We start from the raw sequence: 19,353 nt of genomic DNA on the forward strand, positions 1-19,353 counted from the left end.
ATAAACCTTATAAATGAGGGATACAAATGCATGCTTTGCCAAATCGTTTAGAAGAAGTCTTGGAAGAAGATATATATAAACGGGAAGATAAAGCTCAGGTGAATGAAGTAATAAATAGGTTAGGTGTAGAAGTGTCTAATACATTTAGAGAGTTTTATTATCGATTTGCAGGACCTTTTTGGGATGAGCATGTTCCTTATGAATTACTTGACATTATAGATGAAGAGAATAATATAGAATATTACACAATTATTGCTCGAAAGGAACATGGATTTCCTAATAAGTATTTAGTATTAACGGAAATGACAGCAAATGCTGCGTTGGTTCTTGATAGTGTAACTGATAAAATTTACTCAGTAAATTTTGAAGGTGAAGATGAATTACTTTTAAGTGAAAAATTAAAGGAGAGTTGGCCAACGTTTTATATGTTTTTGAAAGAGTATTTCAAGTGTTGATGGAAGTTAACAATAAGCAGGGACACCTTAGTAATAAGTACGAGAGGAGTGACAGATAAATGACAATGAACGATTCTGTTTTTGGAGAGCTTGAATATAATTATGGTTGGGCTAAGTGTATGCCTGTAACTTTTGTAGGTAATGTAACTGAGATTGATTTAATGATAGATGGTGAAGAAGATGGAGTGTTTGATGAAGGGCAGTATGTAGCATATCAATCATTAATAAAAAATTGGGAAGAGGTACAAATAAGTTTATTACATTCTATATTAGACTATTACAAACAAAGGCGATGTGAATTAGGATATGATATTGGAGTGCAAGAAAATTATCCATTAATTGAAACAAATGATCAAATACTAGAGATGATTAGTTTAGATGGTATTGTTGTTCCGTATGCAGATATTACGGAAGGACGAGAGGTTGGAATTACATTTAATTGTACGTGGGATATAGAAAATGGTGTAGGAGTTCGTTTATTAAATGAAAAGGTAATGGAAGTAGGTTATCAGGATATTATTTTTTAATATAAGTCAGGGGATATATAACCTGAATGAAAAAGGTGTCAACCTTTCTCGAATTGACACCCAGATACGAATCTGTTTAACACCTTACATACTTACGCTTAAAACCAAGTCTTCCTCTATCCAGTTCTTTCTGAATACTTTCAGAAGCATTTAACAAACTGCTTTTTTTATTATCACGTTTGACTTCAACTATACCAACTTCTTTTGCAATCTCGACTGCTTTTTCATGTAGTGGTACATATGAGATTGCCACAGTGTTTAGGAAATTATTCATAGCGGATTTTGTTCGTTCTGGAGAATGATGAATTGTATCTTTCATCATTTCAAGCATATCGGAAATTTTACTTTCGGAAAATTCATTGTCTTTGCGATTTCCTAAAAGCCAACAGTAGCAACTCCAGCCGGCAGACATTTTAAGCTCGTCCCCACTTGCAATCCATTTATCAGCAACATCTTGTGCGATATTTGACTCTGATAAAGTTACTGCCACCACATAATCGGATAGCATATAAAAATATGCCCCGTCTATCCAGCGATCAAAATCAGACTCACTCATAGCTTTTGGATCGGCAATAATACCTGCAAAGTACATAGCATCGTAGTTACCTGTGGCATAAAGCTCTTCAGCTAACTCTTGATTTAATTTTATTTTTTTAGCGATTGGTTTCATAGCACCTGTAGCTACTCCGAATACTGGCTCATGCGCACCGTTAGATATGTATATTTTTTTCGTTCGTTCCTTACCTAGAGATTCAAGTTCTTGCATAACTGTTTTAAAATCCATAGTTGTGCAACTTCCTTTCTTCATGTGAAAGCCTTTTTAAGCCTTTCATATTTCTTATTTTAATACTAATTGTATTTAAGAGGTATGTCTACTTTCTAAAGGTATCGAAACTTGGTTTGAATTTTAGATGAAATAAAGAGCTAATTAAAAGGGTGGTATAATATAGAAAAAGTGAATGATGAACATCAAATAGGGGGTATTCAATTGGAAATAAAATTGAATCGATTATATAGAGAGATAGCGGAAACGGTTCATGCCATGATTCCAGAAGAATGGGAGAAATTTTATTTTTATGCACAAATATCAGAAGCTGGAGGGGGAACTTACTTTTTCTATAACAACTTCAGAAATAAACAAAATTATAAGTATAGTGTAGAAATTCCTTTTAAATACGAAGTTAATGAAGAGGAGTTTGAAAGGAAAGAAGAAATGGTTTTTATAAAAATCATGAATTTTAAAGCGTAAGCTGAATGAGAATATATATTCATAATGGAGGAAGCTATTAATGGAAGTACACGGAATGGTTTCAATATGGTTCGGTAATATGCAAACGCAAGATCAGTTGGATACATATATAGATGTTACGTATGATGAAGAAGGAGACTCTATACCAGCAAGATTTTTTGTTGATTTTAATATTGATATGATTGATGTAGATGAAGATTTTATTGAAAAGGAAGTGTTAGAAGAAGCGAGTGATGACATTTCTATGTTATTAACGGGATGTTCATATGATGATAAAATACTTTCTCGAATTAAGGAAGTAGTTAAATTAAATAAATCCTATAATTCTATCGTTTTAATTTATAATTTTCAATATGACAATTCAGTAAGTAATTGTGAAGGTTTTAATTTTGTGACTGCTACAAGCTATCTATAATGGTAAGAAGGTCACTGTAAGGAAGAATGAAAAGTATGTATAGTTTTTCCAATGAATATTTGGTATGATGGTGAATGGGAAAAATATACAAGCAGTTAGTGGTTCAAAAAAGGGGGATTGAATTGAAAAGAACACCTGAATTTGTATTAGGTTTAATTGGTGGCATTTTGGGAATTATTATTTCCATAATATTAATAGTTGTAGCGTTTAATATTATGGAAGGTGTTGATTACGAACTTTTAGCTTATTACTCTATTATTTTAACGGTTCAAATAGGATTGTTCATTTTATCGTGTTTAGTAAACAAGGTTAATAATAAAGTTTATGGAGTTTGTATGATTGTGATTCCTATAGTTATGTTGTTTATGTCATTATTCTTTTTACTTATTCCGACAATTTTACAAATTATATCTGGTTCATTTGCATTTAGGACATTAAAGTTAGAATCGAATGTAAGCTAAATATAATTATTAACGTCTGAATATTCGATTTTTTAAACATTTTCGTTTGCAGTTCAAATTAACATAAAGTACAAAGTTGTACGCTTTAGGAGGAGAAATAGATGATTATTTGGTCTGGTTGGGGTTTTTTAGTCGCAATTATTGTAATTATTAATACTCTTTTGGGTAAGGCTATCTTTGGATCTATAACGGGGGACGCTACATATTTTCAAGACCATAGTTGGCCAATGGCGGTAATGTTTATTATATCAGGGGTTATGTCTTGGTATTTAGGTAAATATATTAATAAGCCAGATGGGAAAGTTTATATAGATGCCGAAACTGGTGAAAAAGTTATGTTTAACAAAAAGCACTCATTATTTTTTATAAAAATGGAATATTGGGGACCGATTCTAGGAGTTATTGCGATTGTAACTTTAATTACAAGATAAAAAAAGAGGATGGGTATAGCAAGAGTAATCTATTCAAGTAGAAGGAGAAATCAGTCATGAATGCAAAGAAACTACTAGGGGTAGCAGTTCCGGTCATGTTGTTATTTGGTTGTGGAGTTTCTGAGAAAACGAACACTTCTAAACAGGAGAAAACGGAAGAGTCTAAAGTAAAAGAATCGAAGTCTAATAGTAAGAAAGAAAAAGTTTCAAAGGAAGACTATCCTAATAAAGTGTATAAATTAGGAGTAGAGTTTGATAAGTTGTTTGCGGAGCATAACAATATTACAAGAGAGGTTTTTGACGGTAAGAAAAAGAAATCAGATATAGTAGATAGTGTGAAAGGATTAAATAAAGTGTTAGATAAATTTGAGTCAATAGATCCCCCTACAGAGTATGTAAATCAACAAAAGGATTTTGAAAAAGCAATTGGTTATTTTAGAGAGTCTTTTTCTTTAATAAATGAAGTATTCACCCGAAAAGAAAAAAGAGAAAAAGGCGATAAGACTGATAAAGAGTTAATGGAGAAATCCGAAAAGTTAGTGAAAGAAGGAGATATTTACTGGCTTAAGGCATTCAAAGATCTTGAAGGGGATATTAAAATCGGTGACGGTACAGTATCTGTGAAAGATTTGAAAGAGTTAGATAAGAAAGCTGGAATTAATACGGATAACGTTATGAAGAATGTGAAAGATGGTACGGAATTAATCGGTAATTGGGGATTCAAAGGAACAGACGGTTTCATTATGTCACTTATTCTAAAAGGTGATAAGACATTTGAAACGTATGGTAAAGGTGAGTATCCAAATAAAAAGAATTATATTGAAGGCACTTGGGAATATGATAAGGAAGCTTTTACAATCTATTTACATCTCAATAAACGTTTAGTAGACGGTGTAGAAGATACAATTCAAAAAAAGAAAATAGCATATAAAGTTCAAGATTATGATGGGGAAAACTTGCAATTATTTAATGAGACGTCATTTCATACAATTAAGTATGTGAAGCAAAGTTAAAGTTATGAAGGACTAGGTTTAAATGGCCTAGTCCTTCATTAAAGTGCGAGTATGTAAAGAATATGTTATCTTTCGTTCTGTTTACTTAATATCATGTTATTCTTTAATAGAGTAATAAATGGAGTTTTGCATTAAATATATGAGGTTGGTTACAAATGATAAAGAAATTTACTAGATTCGTATTAATAGTGGTTATCCCAATCAGTCTTATTACAGGTTGTGGGACTGCTGAAAAAACTGAAGCACAAAAGCCGAAAGTGGTACAAACGGAGAAAAAGGACTATATGGATTACTCATATGGTAGCAAAGGTATATTAGTAAGTGGCAAAGCGAAAGAACGGCAACAATACGAGATTGGATATATGGATGATAATAAATTAATTGGGATTGATGAAAATATTGAAGACTGCATTATTTTAGATAATAAAGATGAAGCAGGTCTCATTTGGAAACAAATAGAGCGAGGATCTATTATTGAAGTGCAATACGGTAAGGATCGCAATGATATCGTAGGCGTGCAATTCGTAGGAGATCGTGAGTCATATGAAATTAGTGATAAGTTTGATCGGAATACGATAAATGAGATTGTTGAAAACGTTAAAGGGAATTTGTAATAGATGTATTTCGATAGTATAGGATCTCTTATTATGAAATTGTATGTCAGTTATTTGTCTAAGTTTAAATTGATTATTTTGACGGTATTTGTAATTAGTTGTAAAATAATGTTTGTTGATGAATTTTATAAAAAGTATGTTAGATGAAATTCATCTGTAGGGATGACATATAAATATTTTCTTAATGGATATAAAATATGGTAATTTAAATATATAAATAAAAAGAAAATATATTGGGAGTACATAGTAGATTCATATTTTTAAAAATTAATGTGACAATAAAGGGAGGTTGAGATACATACACGGTGGGAGTGTGTATGTATTTATTATAATAATGAATAAGACAATCAAACAACAAGTAATCGCACTATCAACAAGTCTAGTGATTTTAGGGAGCGCACCTTTATCAGCATCAGCAGAAGAGATCAACAAATCTCAAACTGATCAACTTAATATTGCCCAAGGAGAACACGGAACGAGCGGATTAAATTATTCTAATTTCAAGTTGGAAGTTCCTGATCATGTACAAATTAACGAAGCAGAAGTATCTGAAAATGAAAAAATGCTTTTAGAAGAATATAAGCATAAACATGATGAAACAGAAGAATTAAACAAAATGCAAGATGCTAAGAAGGGACAAGTAGCAGAAAAGGAAGCTATTTCAAACATTGAAAAGGCATTTGAATCTGTAGATGGTCGAAATGATGGATCTGATCGTCAAATGAAACCTGTTGCAAAGCCAAGAAGTATTCAATATAGTGCACAGAGTACGAAGAAATATGGAACACTTGCAGGAGTTCCATTTGTGGAGTGGATTGTTCCAGCAGGAAACCCTGATATTCGTCCTGCAAATCCGATGAAAGCACGTTACATTACAATCCATGAGACCGCAAATACAGCTGCTGGTGCTAATGCTGAAAATCATGCGAAATATTTATACAAGCAAGCAACTGAAGGCACTTTCCGAACAGCTTCATGGCATTTTACTGTAGATGATAAACAAATTTATCAACACTTACCAACAAACGAAAATGGTTGGCATGCAGGAGATGGAGATGGTTCAGGAAACAGGGAGTCTATCGGTATCGAGATTGCGGTTAACCAAGACGGTGATTACAATAAAGCGTTAGAAAATGCAAAACGACTTGCAGGTTATTTAATGAACAAAGAAGGAATTGGTGCAGATCATATTTACAAGCATCAACAATGGAGCGGGAAAAAATGTCCTGACATTTTAATTTCACGTGGTAATTGGGCTGGTTTCGTACAAGGAATTCAGTGGTATGCAAATATAAATGCGCAGATTGATACGCCTTTACAAGATAAAAATGACTCATTTAATCCAAATGAAAATAATCCAGCTGAACCTAGCATGGAACTAGTGGTAAATGGTAGTGGCATCAATGTACGTAGTGATGCGGGTATTGAACATCGTGTTGTACGTAAAGCTTCAAACGGAGATCGTTACAAAGTATTAGCCGTTAAAAATGGTTGGTATAAAGTAGGTAATGGAGAATGGATTTTCTATGACCCAAGCTGGATTAAAATTAACTACAATGTACCAAAGGAAGAAGTACAAAAGCCTAAGGAAGAAGTACAAAAACCAAAAGATGATATTACAGGTGGCTGGTTTGAAGGGCATATTCGTAAATTAAACAGTCTAGGTATTATGCAAGGCGAAGGCAATGGTGTATTTGCTCCATATCGAAATGTAACGAGAGCGGAGTTTGCGAAATTAATCTCGAATGCTCTTAAACTACCAGAGGGAAATAAGTCATTTGTAGATATCAATGAGGCACATCCATCACTTCATGACGGTATTAAACGTTGTGCAAGTGCAGGAATTATTAATGGTCGTGGTGAAGGGATTTTTGATCCTAACTCACCAATTACTCGTGAAGAAGTATCTATTATGATTGACAAAGCATTACGATATAAAGGAATTACAGGTGAGTTAGTAGCATTACCATTTACAGATAAGCATTTAATAACATACAAAGAATCGGTTCAACGATTATACAGTCTAAAGGTAGTTAATGGTATTGGAAATAATGAGTTTGATCCTCGAGGCACAGCAACTCGTGGTCAGGCGGCTGCCTTTATTGTGAAGATGTTAGATTCAATGCAAAAATAAAAGGAAACTTTAATCAGTGAGGGCCACTCGCATTGCAATCAAGCAGTTTATTCACCAAATTTTGAAATGAGAGTTTTACTGCCCACAAATAGCAGAAGAAATTGTATGTAGAAGCTGACATTGGTAGAAGTAAAAAAATAAGAAGAATTTGAAAGGAGCTATCCAAAATAATAATTTGGAATAGCTCCTATTTAGTAGGAAGAACAAATTGTATTTGATAGATTGTAATGTAGAATGCCCTTCCAAGCCCCTTATAAGCCCCTACCAAGTAATAAATCACTAAGAAAAAACAAAAACAAAAACAAAAACAAAAACAAAAACAAAAACAAAAACAACTACAAGAACAAAACAAGCGCGAAAAAATGAAACCGGCGTTGTAGTAGTAAAAAAATTGTAATTCGAATGCCAAAACCATTCCCGCATGCCTATCTTTATAATGAAGGATTAAAATTTTCCTATTTACTAGCAAAGAGTGGAGGGAAACATATGGCAGTATACCGTAATGTGCAGGTGAACTTTTGGCAAGATGAATTCATATTAGATTTAACGCCAGAGGAGCGTTATTTTTACATATATTTGTTAACTGGTACGAAAACGAAGCAATGTGGTATTTACATATTACCGAAGCGTGTGGCAGAGCTTGAAACAGGTTACAGTATGGAGACTGTTGAGAAGTTGCTAAACAGGTTTGTTGAGTATGGAAAGATTATATATGATACGGAAACGAAAGAGGTATTCATAATAAACTGGTTACACTATAACCCTATTTCAAATACGAATGTGGAGAAGTGCGTATTACGTGAGTTAAAGACTATAAAAAGTAATGAGTTCATACATATATTTTTACGTAAATGCCTTGAAGAAGAATACAAGATTCCATTATTATTGCAGCATTTTGGTATGCCAAAAGAAGAGGATAATAGTAGTTCACAAGTAGTTATTGAAGAGAAAGAAGAAGCGGAAGAGATAGAGGTGGAAACCATAGAAGAGGACGTTCCAAATAGTGAAGTTTATAAGTTTTATGAACAAAATATTAGTAGATTATCCCCATATATTGTGAAGGAATTGAAGAATTGGATACAAAGACTTTCTGGAGAGAAAGTGTTAGAGGCACTTAAAATTGCGTTTGAAAATAATAAGAAAACGTTAGCTTATGTGAAGGGGATTTTGAGGAATTGGTGTAGCAAAAAGTTAAAGGATTTTAGTGGGGAGAAGTCTGTAATGGGAAGTTTAGAGAGAAGGAAATGTATGTTGAGTAGTGTATTTTAATTTACATTAATTTAATACAGAATGTACGTTCGTTTTTGTTAGTTTTATGCTATACTACCATTAAATAAGGGTATTTTTATAATAGATAAAAAGATGCGGGGGGTACAAAGTTTGACTACTAGTACATCTGAGTTGTTTCAATATATTAATATGACAGAAGAACAGAAACAATTATCACAACGATATTTACAGACAAAAGAAGAAGAGATTTTAAAAAATATTCAACTAACGACAATTCGTGATCAAAAAAGAAGTGATTTTGCGGAGAGATTTATAAACGATTTTAGGAAAGTGCATAAACAAGATCCGGATTTTTTTCGATTATTTTACCATATACTCGAGGAGCAATTATTAAATGTTCTTGTAGTCCGTTTTGCGCATGTCAGTTTTTCTAAAATGAAGATTTATTTAGAAAAAAGTGCACTTCCTTTGGACAAACTTGTAGCAATCGCATGTAAATATTTATCCAGTATTTCAAGTTATGTAAATGAAGCAGATGTTTTTCTTAGAGAGTTAACAAAAGAGAGTCCGAACTATATAGAGGGACAATTACATACTTTACCAACTAAGCAACAATTAACATTACTTCTCATAATGTTTGATGTAGATTATGAAAAGTTTCGTACATATAGTTCTTTATTGAATGAAAGGTTAGAAGAACATACAGAATTTATATTAAAACTGCTAGGGGAAAAGGAAAAGGTTGAAGCAGTTAAACGGTATTTAAAAGATGAAGATGATAGTGAAGTATTTATAGGTGGGAATTTACCGGAACATATTTGGCGGCTATTATTTTGTGTTCATAAATATTCGAATGTTGCGAGGCGATATATTGAAATATTGGCGAAGAAAAATGTTTGGGGTTTTATAAACTATGCAACACGTTATATGTGTCACACTCTCGGTCAGTCTCAAAACTACAAAAAAACTGGTAGTGTAAATAGAGAAACATATGAAGAAATTCAAAGTTTTTGTACACAGTTTTGGATTTCTAAGGAAAGATTTTTTGCGCATCGTCTAAGACAACATGATTTAAATAGTGAGGATTTTTGTAAGACGTATGAATATGAATTGCTATGCTTTATGTTGGAGGAAGATCCTGAATGTATTCAACGTACTTTGCAATATGTAAGTAAAATGAATTATCTCATCATCGCACGCACGTTAGCTGAAAAAGAACATGAGCTAAATATAGGGAAAATGCGAGAAGAATTTTTTGTTGCTGCTTTGCAAATAAAATTGTCTACAGTGCGGGATACATATCGTGATTATTTACAAGGGAAATTGTCACTTGAGGATATGGAGCAAATACTTAAAAATCCGAAATATAGAAGTATGTATTGGGGTATGCCGGTGTTAGAGGTTGCGCTTCTTTGGGATATAGATGATGTAGCGAAGAGGGAAGCTGTACTTACACTACAGTTTGGAGATGAAGATAGTGTTAATTTATACGAACTTCTTTACGAATGTTCTGTCAGGGGAGTAGAACCGAAACAAGTATTAGAAGATCTGCTTTCGTATGGATTAAGTAAGGAAAAGCTTATCGCTTATGCAGTTGAAGAAGCTGCATGCTACAGTGAAGAGCGAAATAAGGCGAAGGAAGCGCTTGTTTGTGTAATTGTAAAAGAACAAGCGTACATCATTGAACGATTTGATGAGTATTCTGCTGTGGCCAAAGCATATATTTTAGAAGAGTTAGCAAAGGATAACATGATTAAAATGCGTCCAATTTTAATTAAAAGCTTAGGAGATTCATCTAAAAAAATGCGTGAGTCTGTAGTTAAACTGCTTTCAAAAGATGTAGAAGCTGCAGCAGATGTAGCAGTTGAACTTCATAATAAAAAGAAAATTGTTCGTGAAAATGTGATGAAAATACTTATAGAGTATAAGCTTGAAAAATATACGAAACTTGTACAGGAAGCTTTGCAAGAAAGTAAAAATGAATCTTTCGCAGGAAAATTCTCGTTTTTATTTCAAACGGAGGAAGAAAAGATAGAAGAACTATGTGCACGTATTTTAACTGAACAAACAAGAAATTCACTTCTGCAATTGATTGGGGATGAGCCACAAATCCGTTTACGTAACTCTGATAAAATTGCTGATGCTGCAATTCCGTTAGCCTATTTACAACAGTATATTTCAGATGCTGTTATTGAGAAGAAAGAAACAGCAGAAGTAATTGGTAGAGCTTTAAATGAAGAGGACTTAAAAGAATATGTGCAAACAATATATCAAATATGGATTTCTCAAGACGCAGATGTGAAGAAACGTGGAATTCTTTCGTTATACGGAATGTATAGTGACGACAAAATGGTCGACATACTTATAAAGCAAATTGATGAATGGGTGCTTCAAATGAGAGGAAAGATAGCAGCGGATGCCGTTCGTGCTTTAGGTTTGTCTTCATCTAAGCTTGCACTTATGTCTATTCATGCAATAGCATTTAAATATAAACATAAGCAAGTACGTAATGCAGCAAAAGAAGCGCTAAGTCTTGCTGCGAAAACACGTGGTATAACAGAGGAAGAGCTGGAAGATCAATTGGTGCCGGACCTAGGCTTTACTATACATGGTGAAAAAATAATTGATTTCGGGAATCGAAGTTTTACTGCCATTTTAACTACAGAGTCAAAAATTGAATTAGAGACAGAAGAAGGAAAACGTATGAAGTCACTTCCAAAGCCGAATGCAAAAGATGATGTAGAAAAGGCTGAAGAGGCTAAAAAAGAATTAGCCTCTTTAAAGAAGGAACTCCGAAATACTCTTTCCATGCAAAAACAACGATTGGAAACGGCACTTTCATTAAAGCGTTATTGGTCACATAATGCATGGAAGTCTGTATTTATGGATAATCCAATTATGAAGCAATTTTCTATTTCACTCATTTGGGGTGAGTATAAGGAAGGGAAGTTGCTAAAGGCATTCCGTTATGCAGAAGGTGGCGTGTTCTGTACAATTGACGGGAAGAGTTATGAACTTTCATCTGGCACTGTTATTGGTTTCGTTCATCCGTTAGAATTGCCTGAGACGGAGAAGGAATTATGGAAAGAGCAATTAGAAAGTGCGGGAATTGTTCAGCCGTTCCTACAAATTGAGCGTCCAGTGTTTGTAGTAGAAGAGAATGATGAGAGTGCTATTGAGAGATTTGGCGGTATTTTACTAAATGGTCGTTCGTTATTCGGTAAGATGACGAAGCTTGGATGGATCCGTGGGTCTGTTCAAGATGGCGGTGTATATTATACATTTTACAAAGAAGATACTCGTACCGGATTAGGTGTGCAATTGTCATTTAGCGGAGCACCGATTGGTTATGAAGATGAAGAAGATGTATGTGTATTTGACATTCAATTTTATAAAGCAGGTACAGTGAATCGTGGTTCATATGAATACGATGAGATTGATGATGAAAGACGCATTGTACCAAAAGAAGTAGATAAACGCTTCTTTAGTGAAATGTTATATGATGTCCAAGTAGCGACAGATTCAAATCTTGGGAATAATGAAAGTTGGCGTAGCGAACGATAAGAAAAACCCCCTTCATTGGTAGGAAAATGAAGGGGGTTTTTCAATGTCTTTAAAAGGTTCTTTCTCAAAAAGAAGCGAATTGTGTGAGAAAGGGGTGGTTATATGGAAGTCGTTATAAAGAAGAAACGAAAAAGGGGAAGAAGAATTTTTATTTGGGCTAGTAGTATCGTTCTTTTGTTAGTTATTTCCGCTGCGATTTTTTTGAACATATATACGCTGAAATCTATGCCAAAGATAGATGGAACGATAAAGCTAGAGGATTTACAACAGGCTGTTACGGTGAAGCGTGATAGTAAAGGTGTACCGCATATTAAATCGGAAAATGCACATGATTTATATTTTTCACAAGGATATGTGCAAGCGCAAGATCGGTTGTTTCAAATGGATTTAAGTAGAAGACAAGCTTCTGGTATGTTAAGTGAAGTTGTTGGGGAAGCAGCTGTTGACCGAGATAAATTGTTTCGAACACTCGGTTTACGGCGAGCGGCCGAAGCTTCAGTTGGTCAATATGATGGAGAAGCGAAATATGCCCTCCAGTCATTTGCTGATGGGGTGAACGCTTTTATACGTGAGGCGAAAAAGGAAAAGAAATTACCAGTTGAGTTTACTATATTAGGTTATGAACCTGCTGAGTGGTCAATTGTTGATACTTTAACAATCGGGAAGTATATGGCGTTTGACTTAGGAGGACATTGGCACGGACAGGCATTTCGATATTGGGCGCTGAAAAATCTTCCGAAAGAGCAAGCGAATGAGCTATTTCCTGCATATCCGAAAGATGCTCCTAGATTGCTAGCTGAACTGAAAAATACAAATGTGGACGTAGCACAAAGTTTTTCAAAAACGATAATTCCGCCGGAGTTTAACGGTAGTAATAACTGGGTTGTGAGCGGTGAGAAGAGTGCGTCAGGTAAGCCAATTTTAGCAGATGATCCTCATTTATCTCTTGCGACGCCTTCTATTTGGTATCAAACGAGACTTGAAATGAAAGGTTTAAATGTGAGTGGCGTTATTTTCGCTGGAGTACCAGGTGTTATATTAGGACACAATGACAAAATAGCGTGGGGTGTTACGAATACAGGGCCTGATGTGCAAGATTTATATATTGAGAAGAGAAATCCTAATAATGAAAATGAATTTCTGTATAACGATAAATGGGAGAAAGCTACCGTTGTAGACGAGTCGATTAAAGTAAAAGGCGGGAAGACAATTCCTTATAACGTTACGATTACGAGGCATGGACCAGTAATTTCAGAGTTTGCGGATAAGGGGAAGGAGAAAACGAAAACAGTATTCTCTTTAAAGTGGACAGCTTTAGAACCGTCAGCTGAGTTAAAAGCTGTATTAAATATGAACAAAGCAAAAGACTGGAATGAGTTTGAAACCGCTCTTCAAGATTTTCATACACCAACCCAAAACTTTGTGTTTGCATCAAACGACGGCACAATTGCTTATAAAGCGAATGGAAATATACCAGTGCGTAAAAAAGGTGATGGTAGCTTACCTGTTCCAGGATGGACAGATGAATATGAATGGGAAGGGTATATCCCGTTTGATCAACTTCCAAAAGTAATTAATCCAAAACAAGGGTTTATTTCAACTGCGAATAATAAAATTGTTGATGATGATTATCCGTATCATATTAGCAATACGTGGGCGCAGCCATATAGGCAAATGCGTATTCAAGAATTTTTGCAAGAGAAGGAAAAGTATACGGTGAAAGATTTAGAAGAGTTACAGATGGATCAACAGAATTTATATGGGAAAGAGTTTACTCCTATATTTTTAAAAGAGTTAAATAAAGCATCTTTAAATGAGGTAGAGAAAGAAGGCGTAGACCAATTAACAAAGTGGAATTTTTACGATAGTAAAGATGAAGCGGCACCATTAATATTCCATTTGTTAATGAAAGAGATTTCAAATACGTTATTTTCAAAAGAAATACCGAAAGATGTAATGGAGTTATTTGAAGGGAAGTCACAAGTTGTTGATGAATTGATTCGAAAAGAAGTAGCGGGAGAAAATAGCGTTTGGTTTACGAAGTACGGAGGTTTCACAAAAGTTGTGCATACATCGTACGAGAATGTAATGAAGAAATTGCAGAAGGAATATGGACCCGATGTTGGAGAGTGGAAGTGGGGCGATTATCATCAACTCGCTTTTACACATCCCATTTCGAAATCATCGAGTATGTTAGCATTACTCGCTTTTAATCGTGAGAAACCAGTTCCGATTGGTGGGAGCCAAGTTACCGTGCAAGCAGCGAGTTACGGCGAAAACGGCATTGTAAATCACGGGGCGTCTTGGAGATTCATTATTGATACGAAAGATATGTCAAACGGTTATCATATCGTAGGGCCAGGACAGTCGGGCCATTTTAGAAGCGATTGGTATCATGATCAAATAGATGATTGGGTAAATGGCACGTATCATAAGACTACATTGAATACGGAGGGGATAGAGGGGAAGGTGCTAAATTTAGAACCGAAGTGATAGGGTGTTTTTGTTTGTGGAGGGAACTAGTAATACTCTTTTTGATAATGAAAGCTTATCATTTAGAACATAACCCAGTTCTTAAATAATTTTAACAGCCAGCCTACTATCATTTAATTTGATAGTAGGCTGTTTCCATCTTCGAAATACGCTGTAGCAACTTCTTCAGGATTACGATTATTTCCACATGCTGCAAGTGCTGTAACTAATAAAGTCATTACAACTATTAACATGATCATTCCAGTTTTGAGGGGAATTAGTTAACAAAGACTAGGTATTATTTGCAACAGAACTGTTCCTCTATCCCCCTTGTTTCATCATTTTTCTAGGCCAGCCAACTTGACAAATGTTTTTTTATCAAACTACAATGAAAATCATTATCAATAATATAGGGAGGATACTTTGGTCAATAAATGAAAAATAATATATTTATAGGTTAATAACCAGATCTTGTTAAGTTGTATGTACTATTTTTAGTTTAGCGTTTCCCAGAATGTACACCAATTAATCTCGCGAATTACAAGAAAACTATTATTGAAATGAGGCGTGTATTGTGAAGTTGGACGTGAATGAGTTAGCAGAGTATCTTGCCAATACTCCTTTCCGAGTAGAAGGAGTATATCGTTATGCTAAAAATCCAGGTGTGCCTTTTGCTGAGTCTACAGATTCTTTCCCAGGATTTGTATTTCCAATTACAGGGAAGACGCAATTTCAATTTAATGGTACGCCGTATACTCTTTCCCCAGGAAAAGTTATACATGGGGGTGCAAAAATGACATTAGCCCATAAAATGCTTGGTGAAATGAACTGGGAATATATTCTTGTTTTATATCAGATAAGCAATTCAGAACGAGAAGACTCTGGCTTTACTCATCAGCATTTTGAATTATTAACAGGACAATCTCCTCGTCTTGTCGAATTACTTATGCGTCTTTGGGATGTATATAATCAGCGTGGAGGCATTTCGATGTTTCAGACCGAAATGCTGTTTCGCGAAGCGTTGAATGAAGCTTTATTAAGTGTTTTCAATAGAGAAAGCAATTATGAGTCGCATACTTTATTCGAACGAATATCTAGTTACGTTCGTAAATACTATTATAAAGATATTACAATTCATACACTTGCAGAACAAAATAATGTTAATCGAAATCGTCTTTCTTACGTGTTTAGAAAGCATGCAGGTATGGGGCCAGCAGAATATTTATTGAACTATCGTATAAAGATGGCTCAAAAAATGTTATGTACAAGTGATGTGCCTGTACAACAAATTGCGCAGGCTGTTGGAATCGCAGACCCTTTTTATTTTAGTAGAGTTTTCAAGAAGCGAGTTGGCATTTCGCCTACTAAATATCGCGAGAAGTTCATCAATAATCCATACGAATGTCAACAGGGGTCCATTCTTATTTGAAAATCACTGTTCTATACTTATGGAGAGTTAAAGGAAACATTGGATTGAAAGTACTTTCATTGAAATCACTCCTTTGTACTATCTGAATGAAAAGTTCTGGCCGGAGCATTTTCTTTTTAAGCGTAATAACGACTTTTTTACTTATATTACTGTAATATAGTGGAATTTGAAAGTGAGGAGGGATTATTATCCATTACCAACCTATTAAACTAAATGACGAGTTATCTAAAATTAACGATTATTGGTATCCACAAGTGATTGGTGAAATGAATGACGATCAAATTCAGCTTTTTAAAGCTAATGGAGATTTTATATGGCATGAGCATCCTAATACGGATAAGCTATTTATTGTGCTTGAAGGGGAGATGTTCATTGATTTTCGTGATGGACAGGTAAAAATTTCTAAAGGCGAGATGTTTATTGTCCCGAGAGGCGTTGAGCATAAACCTTTCACTGAAAAGGAATCCCATATCATGTTGGTAGAGCCTAAAAGGGAAATGGATTGATAATTGTAAAAAGATAAAAAAGGAGCGGAAATCCGTTCCTTTTTTATTTATCTTACTATTTTTAGGAGCTTAGTATGAGTAAGATGTGAATAAAGGATGAATAGCATTTTTATCAATAAAAATTTATTGGCTTTTTTGTGGAATATATATGAAACGTTGTATAAAATAATCAAGAAAGGCAAAAATTATAGGGGGAAAGTTGTGAAGAAAAATAAGAGTTTAATAAGTTTTTTAGGAGTGTTTATTATGTTGTTTTCTTTTTGTTTTCAAGGAAATGTACAGGCAGATGTAAATACTGTTCAATCTGGAAAAATCAAATCAGGAAACGTAACAGTATGGGAAGTTGGAAATGTAGCGAAAGTATTAGCGGATGTGGAGCGCTTAAATTTAAATACAGTAAATGTACCGATTCAAGTAGATATCCCAAATGTGACTTCTACTAATATGGTAATTAATCAAGCGCAAAAGCAACAAGCTATTATTTTAATTCAAGAATTATTAAAGCGTAATATTCAAGTTATAGTGGAACCGTTCCCATATATTCAGCAGGGGAATGTTGGAGAGACAGAATGGAACCCAAGTAACATTAATGATTTCTTCTGGAATTGGAAGACGGTTATTCTGCAAGATATTTTTAATTCCATTACAAGTAAATACAATGTGTATGGACTAAAGATTGCTTCTAATTTCGTGAATATGGAGTATGCAGAAGGATACTGGAGCGATACAATTGATTTTGTTCGTAATCAGTATAAAGGAAATGTTTTGTATCAAATGAACTGGTGGTTAACAGCAAGCTGGGATCCTTCTTATGAAGCGAAGTTTATAGAGAAAATAAACCGTCCGTATTTAAAGAAGGTAGATATTGTTAGTATCGATAGTTGGTTTGAAGTTTCTGGAAAAAGAAATCCGTCATATGAAGAAGTGAAGCAAAGTTTATTTGCGACGACAGTATATAACCGTGGACAAAATGTTGTTCAGCAATTGGAACAATTACATAATGCAACAGGAAAGCCCGTTTATTTTGGTGGATTTAACGTTCCAGCGCGTGAACTTGGACTGCAAAATCCGTGGAATCCAGATGTTTCTAATGTGTTTTCGAAAGATGTACAATTAAATGGATGGCGTGCTTACCGCGATGTATTAGAACCGAAACCATATTTTAAAGGTTTTTCAATTTGGTTTATTGGCTCTAATGATAGTACACATCCGTATCAAATACATAGTAAAGAAGCGGAGGCAGTTATTAACGGCTGGTACCGAAAATAATTTTTACAAAATAGGTAAGTTTTGAAGTTTACTACATATATTTCTAGTGAAAGGCCTTTCACCATCTTATCACCTAGGGGGCAATCATAATGAAATTTTTGTCTTACCTTACAGTAATTTTGGTGATTCTCGGCGGTTTGAATTGGTTGTTTGTAGCGTTAGATTACAATGTAGTTGAGAAATGGTTTGGTTCTATGCCGGCGCTTGTGGACACTATTTATTGGCTCATTGGTCTTTCTGCTATTTATCAAATTTTTGATCGGTTCTTCACGGATAATTAGCAATTATACTTTATTACTAGAGTGTTAAGTACGATTATGTACTTAACACTTTTTTGTATGTTTATAAAAATAGTTTGCACATGCAAGCGATTCCATTGCGTCTTGCGCCGTAATAATAGAAAACAAATTGACCACGTATTATATTTCGGGTTATAATTCAGAAAGTTTAAAAATTAATAAAAATGAGAAATAGGGAGGTTATGAGGGTAATGGAGAGAGTCTATAATTTTTCAGCAGGACCATCAATACTCCCTTTGCCAGTTTTAGAGAAAGTGCAAAAGGAGCTTGTAAATTATAACGGGACAGGCATGTCTATTATGGAAATGAGTCATCGATCTTCTTATTTTCAAAGTATTATAGAGGAAGCGAGTAACTTACTTCGTGAATTAATGAGCATCCCTGATGAGTATGATGTTTTATATTTACAAGGCGGTGCGTCATTACAATTTTCTATGATACCACTGAACTTAATGAATACGTATAAAAAAGCTGGATACGTACTAACTGGCTCATGGTCTAAAAAGGCACTGCAAGAAGCCGAAAAAGTTGGGGAAGTACAAGTGATTGCTTCTTCCGAGCAAGAGAAGTTTACTACGATTCCTAAACTGGACGGTTTACTAAGCGATGAAAAACTAGATTATGTACATATTACAACGAATAATACAATTGAGGGGACAAAATATGTGGATATTCCACATATAGAAAGAGTGCCGCTCGTTGCGGATATGTCTTCAAATATTTTGTCAGAACAATATGATGTTTCGAAGTTTGGTCTTATATACGCGGGAGCACAAAAAAATTTAGGACCAGCGGGCTTAACGATTGCTATTATAAAAAGAGATTTAATTGGGGGAGCAGATCGCTCTTGTCCGACAATGTTAAATTATGAAACTTACAGTAAAAATAACTCCTTATATAATACACCGCCATCCTTTAGTATTTACGTAACAAAACTTGTACTAGAGTGGTTGAAAGAGCAAGGCGGAGTATCTGCGATTGAAGAACAAAATAGAATGAAATCTTCACTTATTTATCATTTTTTAGATGAATCTAAATTGTTTACTTCACCAGTTGATCCTGCGCATCGATCACTTATGAACATTCCATTTACAACACCGTCAGAAGAACTTAACAATGAGTTTTTACAAAAAGCGAAGGAACGCGGCCTTGTTACGTTAAAAGGACATCGCTCAGTTGGCGGTATGCGTGCCAGTATTTACAATGCGATGCCAGCACACGGCGTAAAACGATTAGTAGATTATATGAAGGAATTTGAGCTTGAGAATAGATAGGGAGATGGGGA

Annotated in this window: 19 protein-coding genes; 17 read left to right on the forward strand and 2 right to left on the reverse strand. The window is 34.5% G+C overall.

The window, feature by feature from the left end; translation table 11 throughout:
• Positions 1–26 precede the first annotated feature (26 nt).
• Together MKY38_RS06115 and MKY38_RS06120 are read left to right on the forward strand one after the other, a co-directional pair.
• Positions 27–455 carry an SMI1/KNR4 family protein gene (locus MKY38_RS06115; protein WP_065224271.1) on the forward strand — a complete coding sequence of 143 codons (429 nt, stop codon included), beginning with the start codon at positions 27–29 and terminating at the stop codon, positions 453–455.
• 59 nt (positions 456–514) lie between these two features.
• Positions 515–982 carry a DUF6985 domain-containing protein gene (locus tag MKY38_RS06120; protein ID WP_016118261.1) on the forward strand — a complete coding sequence of 156 codons (468 nt, stop codon included), beginning with the start codon at positions 515–517 and terminating at the stop codon, positions 980–982.
• 76 nt (positions 983–1,058) lie between these two features.
• On the opposite strand, the gene MKY38_RS06125 is transcribed toward MKY38_RS06120, so the two are convergent.
• On the reverse strand, positions 1,059–1,766 hold the full coding sequence (locus MKY38_RS06125) for a DNA alkylation repair protein (protein WP_114556085.1): 708 nt from the start codon (positions 1,764–1,766) through the stop codon (positions 1,059–1,061).
• 204 nt (positions 1,767–1,970) lie between these two features.
• On the opposite strand from MKY38_RS06125, the gene MKY38_RS06130 reads away from it, so the two are divergent.
• From MKY38_RS06130 to MKY38_RS06175, 10 genes are all read left to right on the forward strand, one after another.
• Positions 1,971–2,231 (forward strand): immunity protein YezG family protein, encoded by a 261-nt coding sequence (locus tag MKY38_RS06130; protein WP_341048396.1) that lies wholly within the window; start codon positions 1,971–1,973, stop codon positions 2,229–2,231.
• A 40-nt stretch (positions 2,232–2,271) separates the two neighbouring features.
• Positions 2,272–2,646: an immunity 22 family protein gene (locus tag MKY38_RS06135; protein ID WP_000451794.1), complete on the forward strand. Its 375-nt coding sequence runs from the start codon at positions 2,272–2,274 to the stop codon at positions 2,644–2,646.
• A gap of 122 nt (positions 2,647–2,768) precedes the next feature.
• Positions 2,769–3,107 (forward strand): DUF4064 domain-containing protein, encoded by a 339-nt coding sequence (locus tag MKY38_RS06140; protein ID WP_000831724.1) that lies wholly within the window; start codon positions 2,769–2,771, stop codon positions 3,105–3,107.
• Positions 3,108–3,208: 101 nt separating this feature from the next.
• Positions 3,209–3,538 (forward strand): hypothetical protein, encoded by a 330-nt coding sequence (locus MKY38_RS06145; protein WP_000587853.1) that lies wholly within the window; start codon positions 3,209–3,211, stop codon positions 3,536–3,538.
• A gap of 56 nt (positions 3,539–3,594) precedes the next feature.
• Positions 3,595–4,551, forward strand: coding sequence for a DUF3994 domain-containing protein (locus tag MKY38_RS06150; protein WP_341048398.1), 957 nt, complete (start codon positions 3,595–3,597; stop codon positions 4,549–4,551).
• Between the two features lie 155 nt (positions 4,552–4,706).
• On the forward strand, positions 4,707–5,165 hold the full coding sequence (locus MKY38_RS06155) for a hypothetical protein (RefSeq protein ID WP_000591626.1): 459 nt from the start codon (positions 4,707–4,709) through the stop codon (positions 5,163–5,165).
• 334 nt (positions 5,166–5,499) lie between these two features.
• Positions 5,500–7,299: an S-layer homology domain-containing protein gene (locus MKY38_RS06160; protein ID WP_046393165.1), complete on the forward strand. Its 1,800-nt coding sequence runs from the start codon at positions 5,500–5,502 to the stop codon at positions 7,297–7,299.
• A 486-nt stretch (positions 7,300–7,785) separates the two neighbouring features.
• The gene (locus MKY38_RS06165; RefSeq protein WP_341048402.1) at positions 7,786–8,568 is read left to right on the forward strand and encodes a DnaD domain-containing protein; all 783 of its coding nucleotides are present in this window, start codon (positions 7,786–7,788) and stop codon (positions 8,566–8,568) included.
• A 111-nt stretch (positions 8,569–8,679) separates the two neighbouring features.
• Positions 8,680–12,093 (forward strand): DUF4132 domain-containing protein, encoded by a 3,414-nt coding sequence (locus MKY38_RS06170; RefSeq protein ID WP_341048404.1) that lies wholly within the window; start codon positions 8,680–8,682, stop codon positions 12,091–12,093.
• A 102-nt stretch (positions 12,094–12,195) separates the two neighbouring features.
• Complete coding sequence (locus tag MKY38_RS06175; RefSeq protein WP_341048406.1) at positions 12,196–14,586, forward strand: penicillin acylase family protein; 2,391 nt, start codon at positions 12,196–12,198, stop codon at positions 14,584–14,586.
• A 113-nt stretch (positions 14,587–14,699) separates the two neighbouring features.
• Here MKY38_RS06175 and MKY38_RS06180 read toward each other — a convergent pair whose 3' ends face one another.
• The gene (locus MKY38_RS06180) at positions 14,700–14,825 is read right to left on the reverse strand and encodes a hypothetical protein (RefSeq protein WP_102947809.1); all 126 of its coding nucleotides are present in this window, start codon (positions 14,823–14,825) and stop codon (positions 14,700–14,702) included.
• A gap of 314 nt (positions 14,826–15,139) precedes the next feature.
• On the opposite strand from MKY38_RS06180, the gene MKY38_RS06185 reads away from it, so the two are divergent.
• The 5 genes from MKY38_RS06185 (at position 15,140) to serC (ending at position 19,342) form a co-directional block, all read left to right on the forward strand.
• The gene (locus tag MKY38_RS06185) at positions 15,140–15,994 is read left to right on the forward strand and encodes a helix-turn-helix transcriptional regulator (protein WP_070180303.1); all 855 of its coding nucleotides are present in this window, start codon (positions 15,140–15,142) and stop codon (positions 15,992–15,994) included.
• Between the two features lie 266 nt (positions 15,995–16,260).
• On the forward strand, positions 16,261–16,500 hold the full coding sequence (locus tag MKY38_RS06190; protein WP_000997182.1) for a cupin domain-containing protein: 240 nt from the start codon (positions 16,261–16,263) through the stop codon (positions 16,498–16,500).
• A gap of 201 nt (positions 16,501–16,701) precedes the next feature.
• A complete protein-coding gene (locus MKY38_RS06195; protein ID WP_000739764.1) occupies positions 16,702–17,769 on the forward strand; it encodes a glycoside hydrolase family 113 in 1,068 nt (355 codons plus the stop codon).
• Between the two features lie 89 nt (positions 17,770–17,858).
• Complete coding sequence (locus tag MKY38_RS06200) at positions 17,859–18,050, forward strand: DUF378 domain-containing protein (protein WP_000670803.1); 192 nt, start codon at positions 17,859–17,861, stop codon at positions 18,048–18,050.
• Between the two features lie 209 nt (positions 18,051–18,259).
• Positions 18,260–19,342 (forward strand): 3-phosphoserine/phosphohydroxythreonine transaminase, encoded by a 1,083-nt coding sequence (gene serC, locus MKY38_RS06205; RefSeq protein WP_050821992.1) that lies wholly within the window; start codon positions 18,260–18,262, stop codon positions 19,340–19,342.
• Positions 19,343–19,353 lie beyond the last annotated feature (11 nt).

The sequence above is a fragment of the Bacillus sp. FSL R5-0585 genome, assembly GCF_038004545.1.
GTDB classification, from domain to species: domain Bacteria; phylum Bacillota; class Bacilli; order Bacillales; family Bacillaceae_G; genus Bacillus_A; species Bacillus_A cereus.

What these genes read in the sequence shown, in the direction of transcription:
- MKY38_RS06190 (WP_000997182.1), top strand. Translation starts at nt 16,261, where the DNA reads ATGAATGACGATCAAATTCAGCTTTTTAAAGCTAATGGAGATTTTATA.
- MKY38_RS06150 (WP_341048398.1), top strand. Translation starts at nt 3,595, where the DNA reads ATGAATGCAAAGAAACTACTAGGGGTAGCAGTTCCGGTCATGTTGTTA.
- MKY38_RS06135 (WP_000451794.1), top strand. Translation starts at nt 2,272, where the DNA reads ATGGAAGTACACGGAATGGTTTCAATATGGTTCGGTAATATGCAAACG.
- MKY38_RS06165 (WP_341048402.1), top strand. Translation starts at nt 7,786, where the DNA reads ATGGCAGTATACCGTAATGTGCAGGTGAACTTTTGGCAAGATGAATTC.
- MKY38_RS06180 (WP_102947809.1), bottom strand. Translation starts at nt 14,825, where the DNA reads ATGATCATGTTAATAGTTGTAATGACTTTATTAGTTACAGCACTTGCA.
- MKY38_RS06160 (WP_046393165.1), top strand. Translation starts at nt 5,500, where the DNA reads ATGAATAAGACAATCAAACAACAAGTAATCGCACTATCAACAAGTCTA.
- MKY38_RS06155 (WP_000591626.1), top strand. Translation starts at nt 4,707, where the DNA reads ATGATAAAGAAATTTACTAGATTCGTATTAATAGTGGTTATCCCAATC.
- MKY38_RS06175 (WP_341048406.1), top strand. Translation starts at nt 12,196, where the DNA reads ATGGAAGTCGTTATAAAGAAGAAACGAAAAAGGGGAAGAAGAATTTTT.
- MKY38_RS06120 (WP_016118261.1), top strand. Translation starts at nt 515, where the DNA reads ATGACAATGAACGATTCTGTTTTTGGAGAGCTTGAATATAATTATGGT.
- serC (WP_050821992.1), top strand. Translation starts at nt 18,260, where the DNA reads ATGGAGAGAGTCTATAATTTTTCAGCAGGACCATCAATACTCCCTTTG.
- MKY38_RS06200 (WP_000670803.1), top strand. Translation starts at nt 17,859, where the DNA reads ATGAAATTTTTGTCTTACCTTACAGTAATTTTGGTGATTCTCGGCGGT.
- MKY38_RS06145 (WP_000587853.1), top strand. Translation starts at nt 3,209, where the DNA reads ATGATTATTTGGTCTGGTTGGGGTTTTTTAGTCGCAATTATTGTAATT.
- MKY38_RS06125 (WP_114556085.1), bottom strand. Translation starts at nt 1,766, where the DNA reads ATGGATTTTAAAACAGTTATGCAAGAACTTGAATCTCTAGGTAAGGAA.
- MKY38_RS06115 (WP_065224271.1), top strand. Translation starts at nt 27, where the DNA reads ATGCATGCTTTGCCAAATCGTTTAGAAGAAGTCTTGGAAGAAGATATA.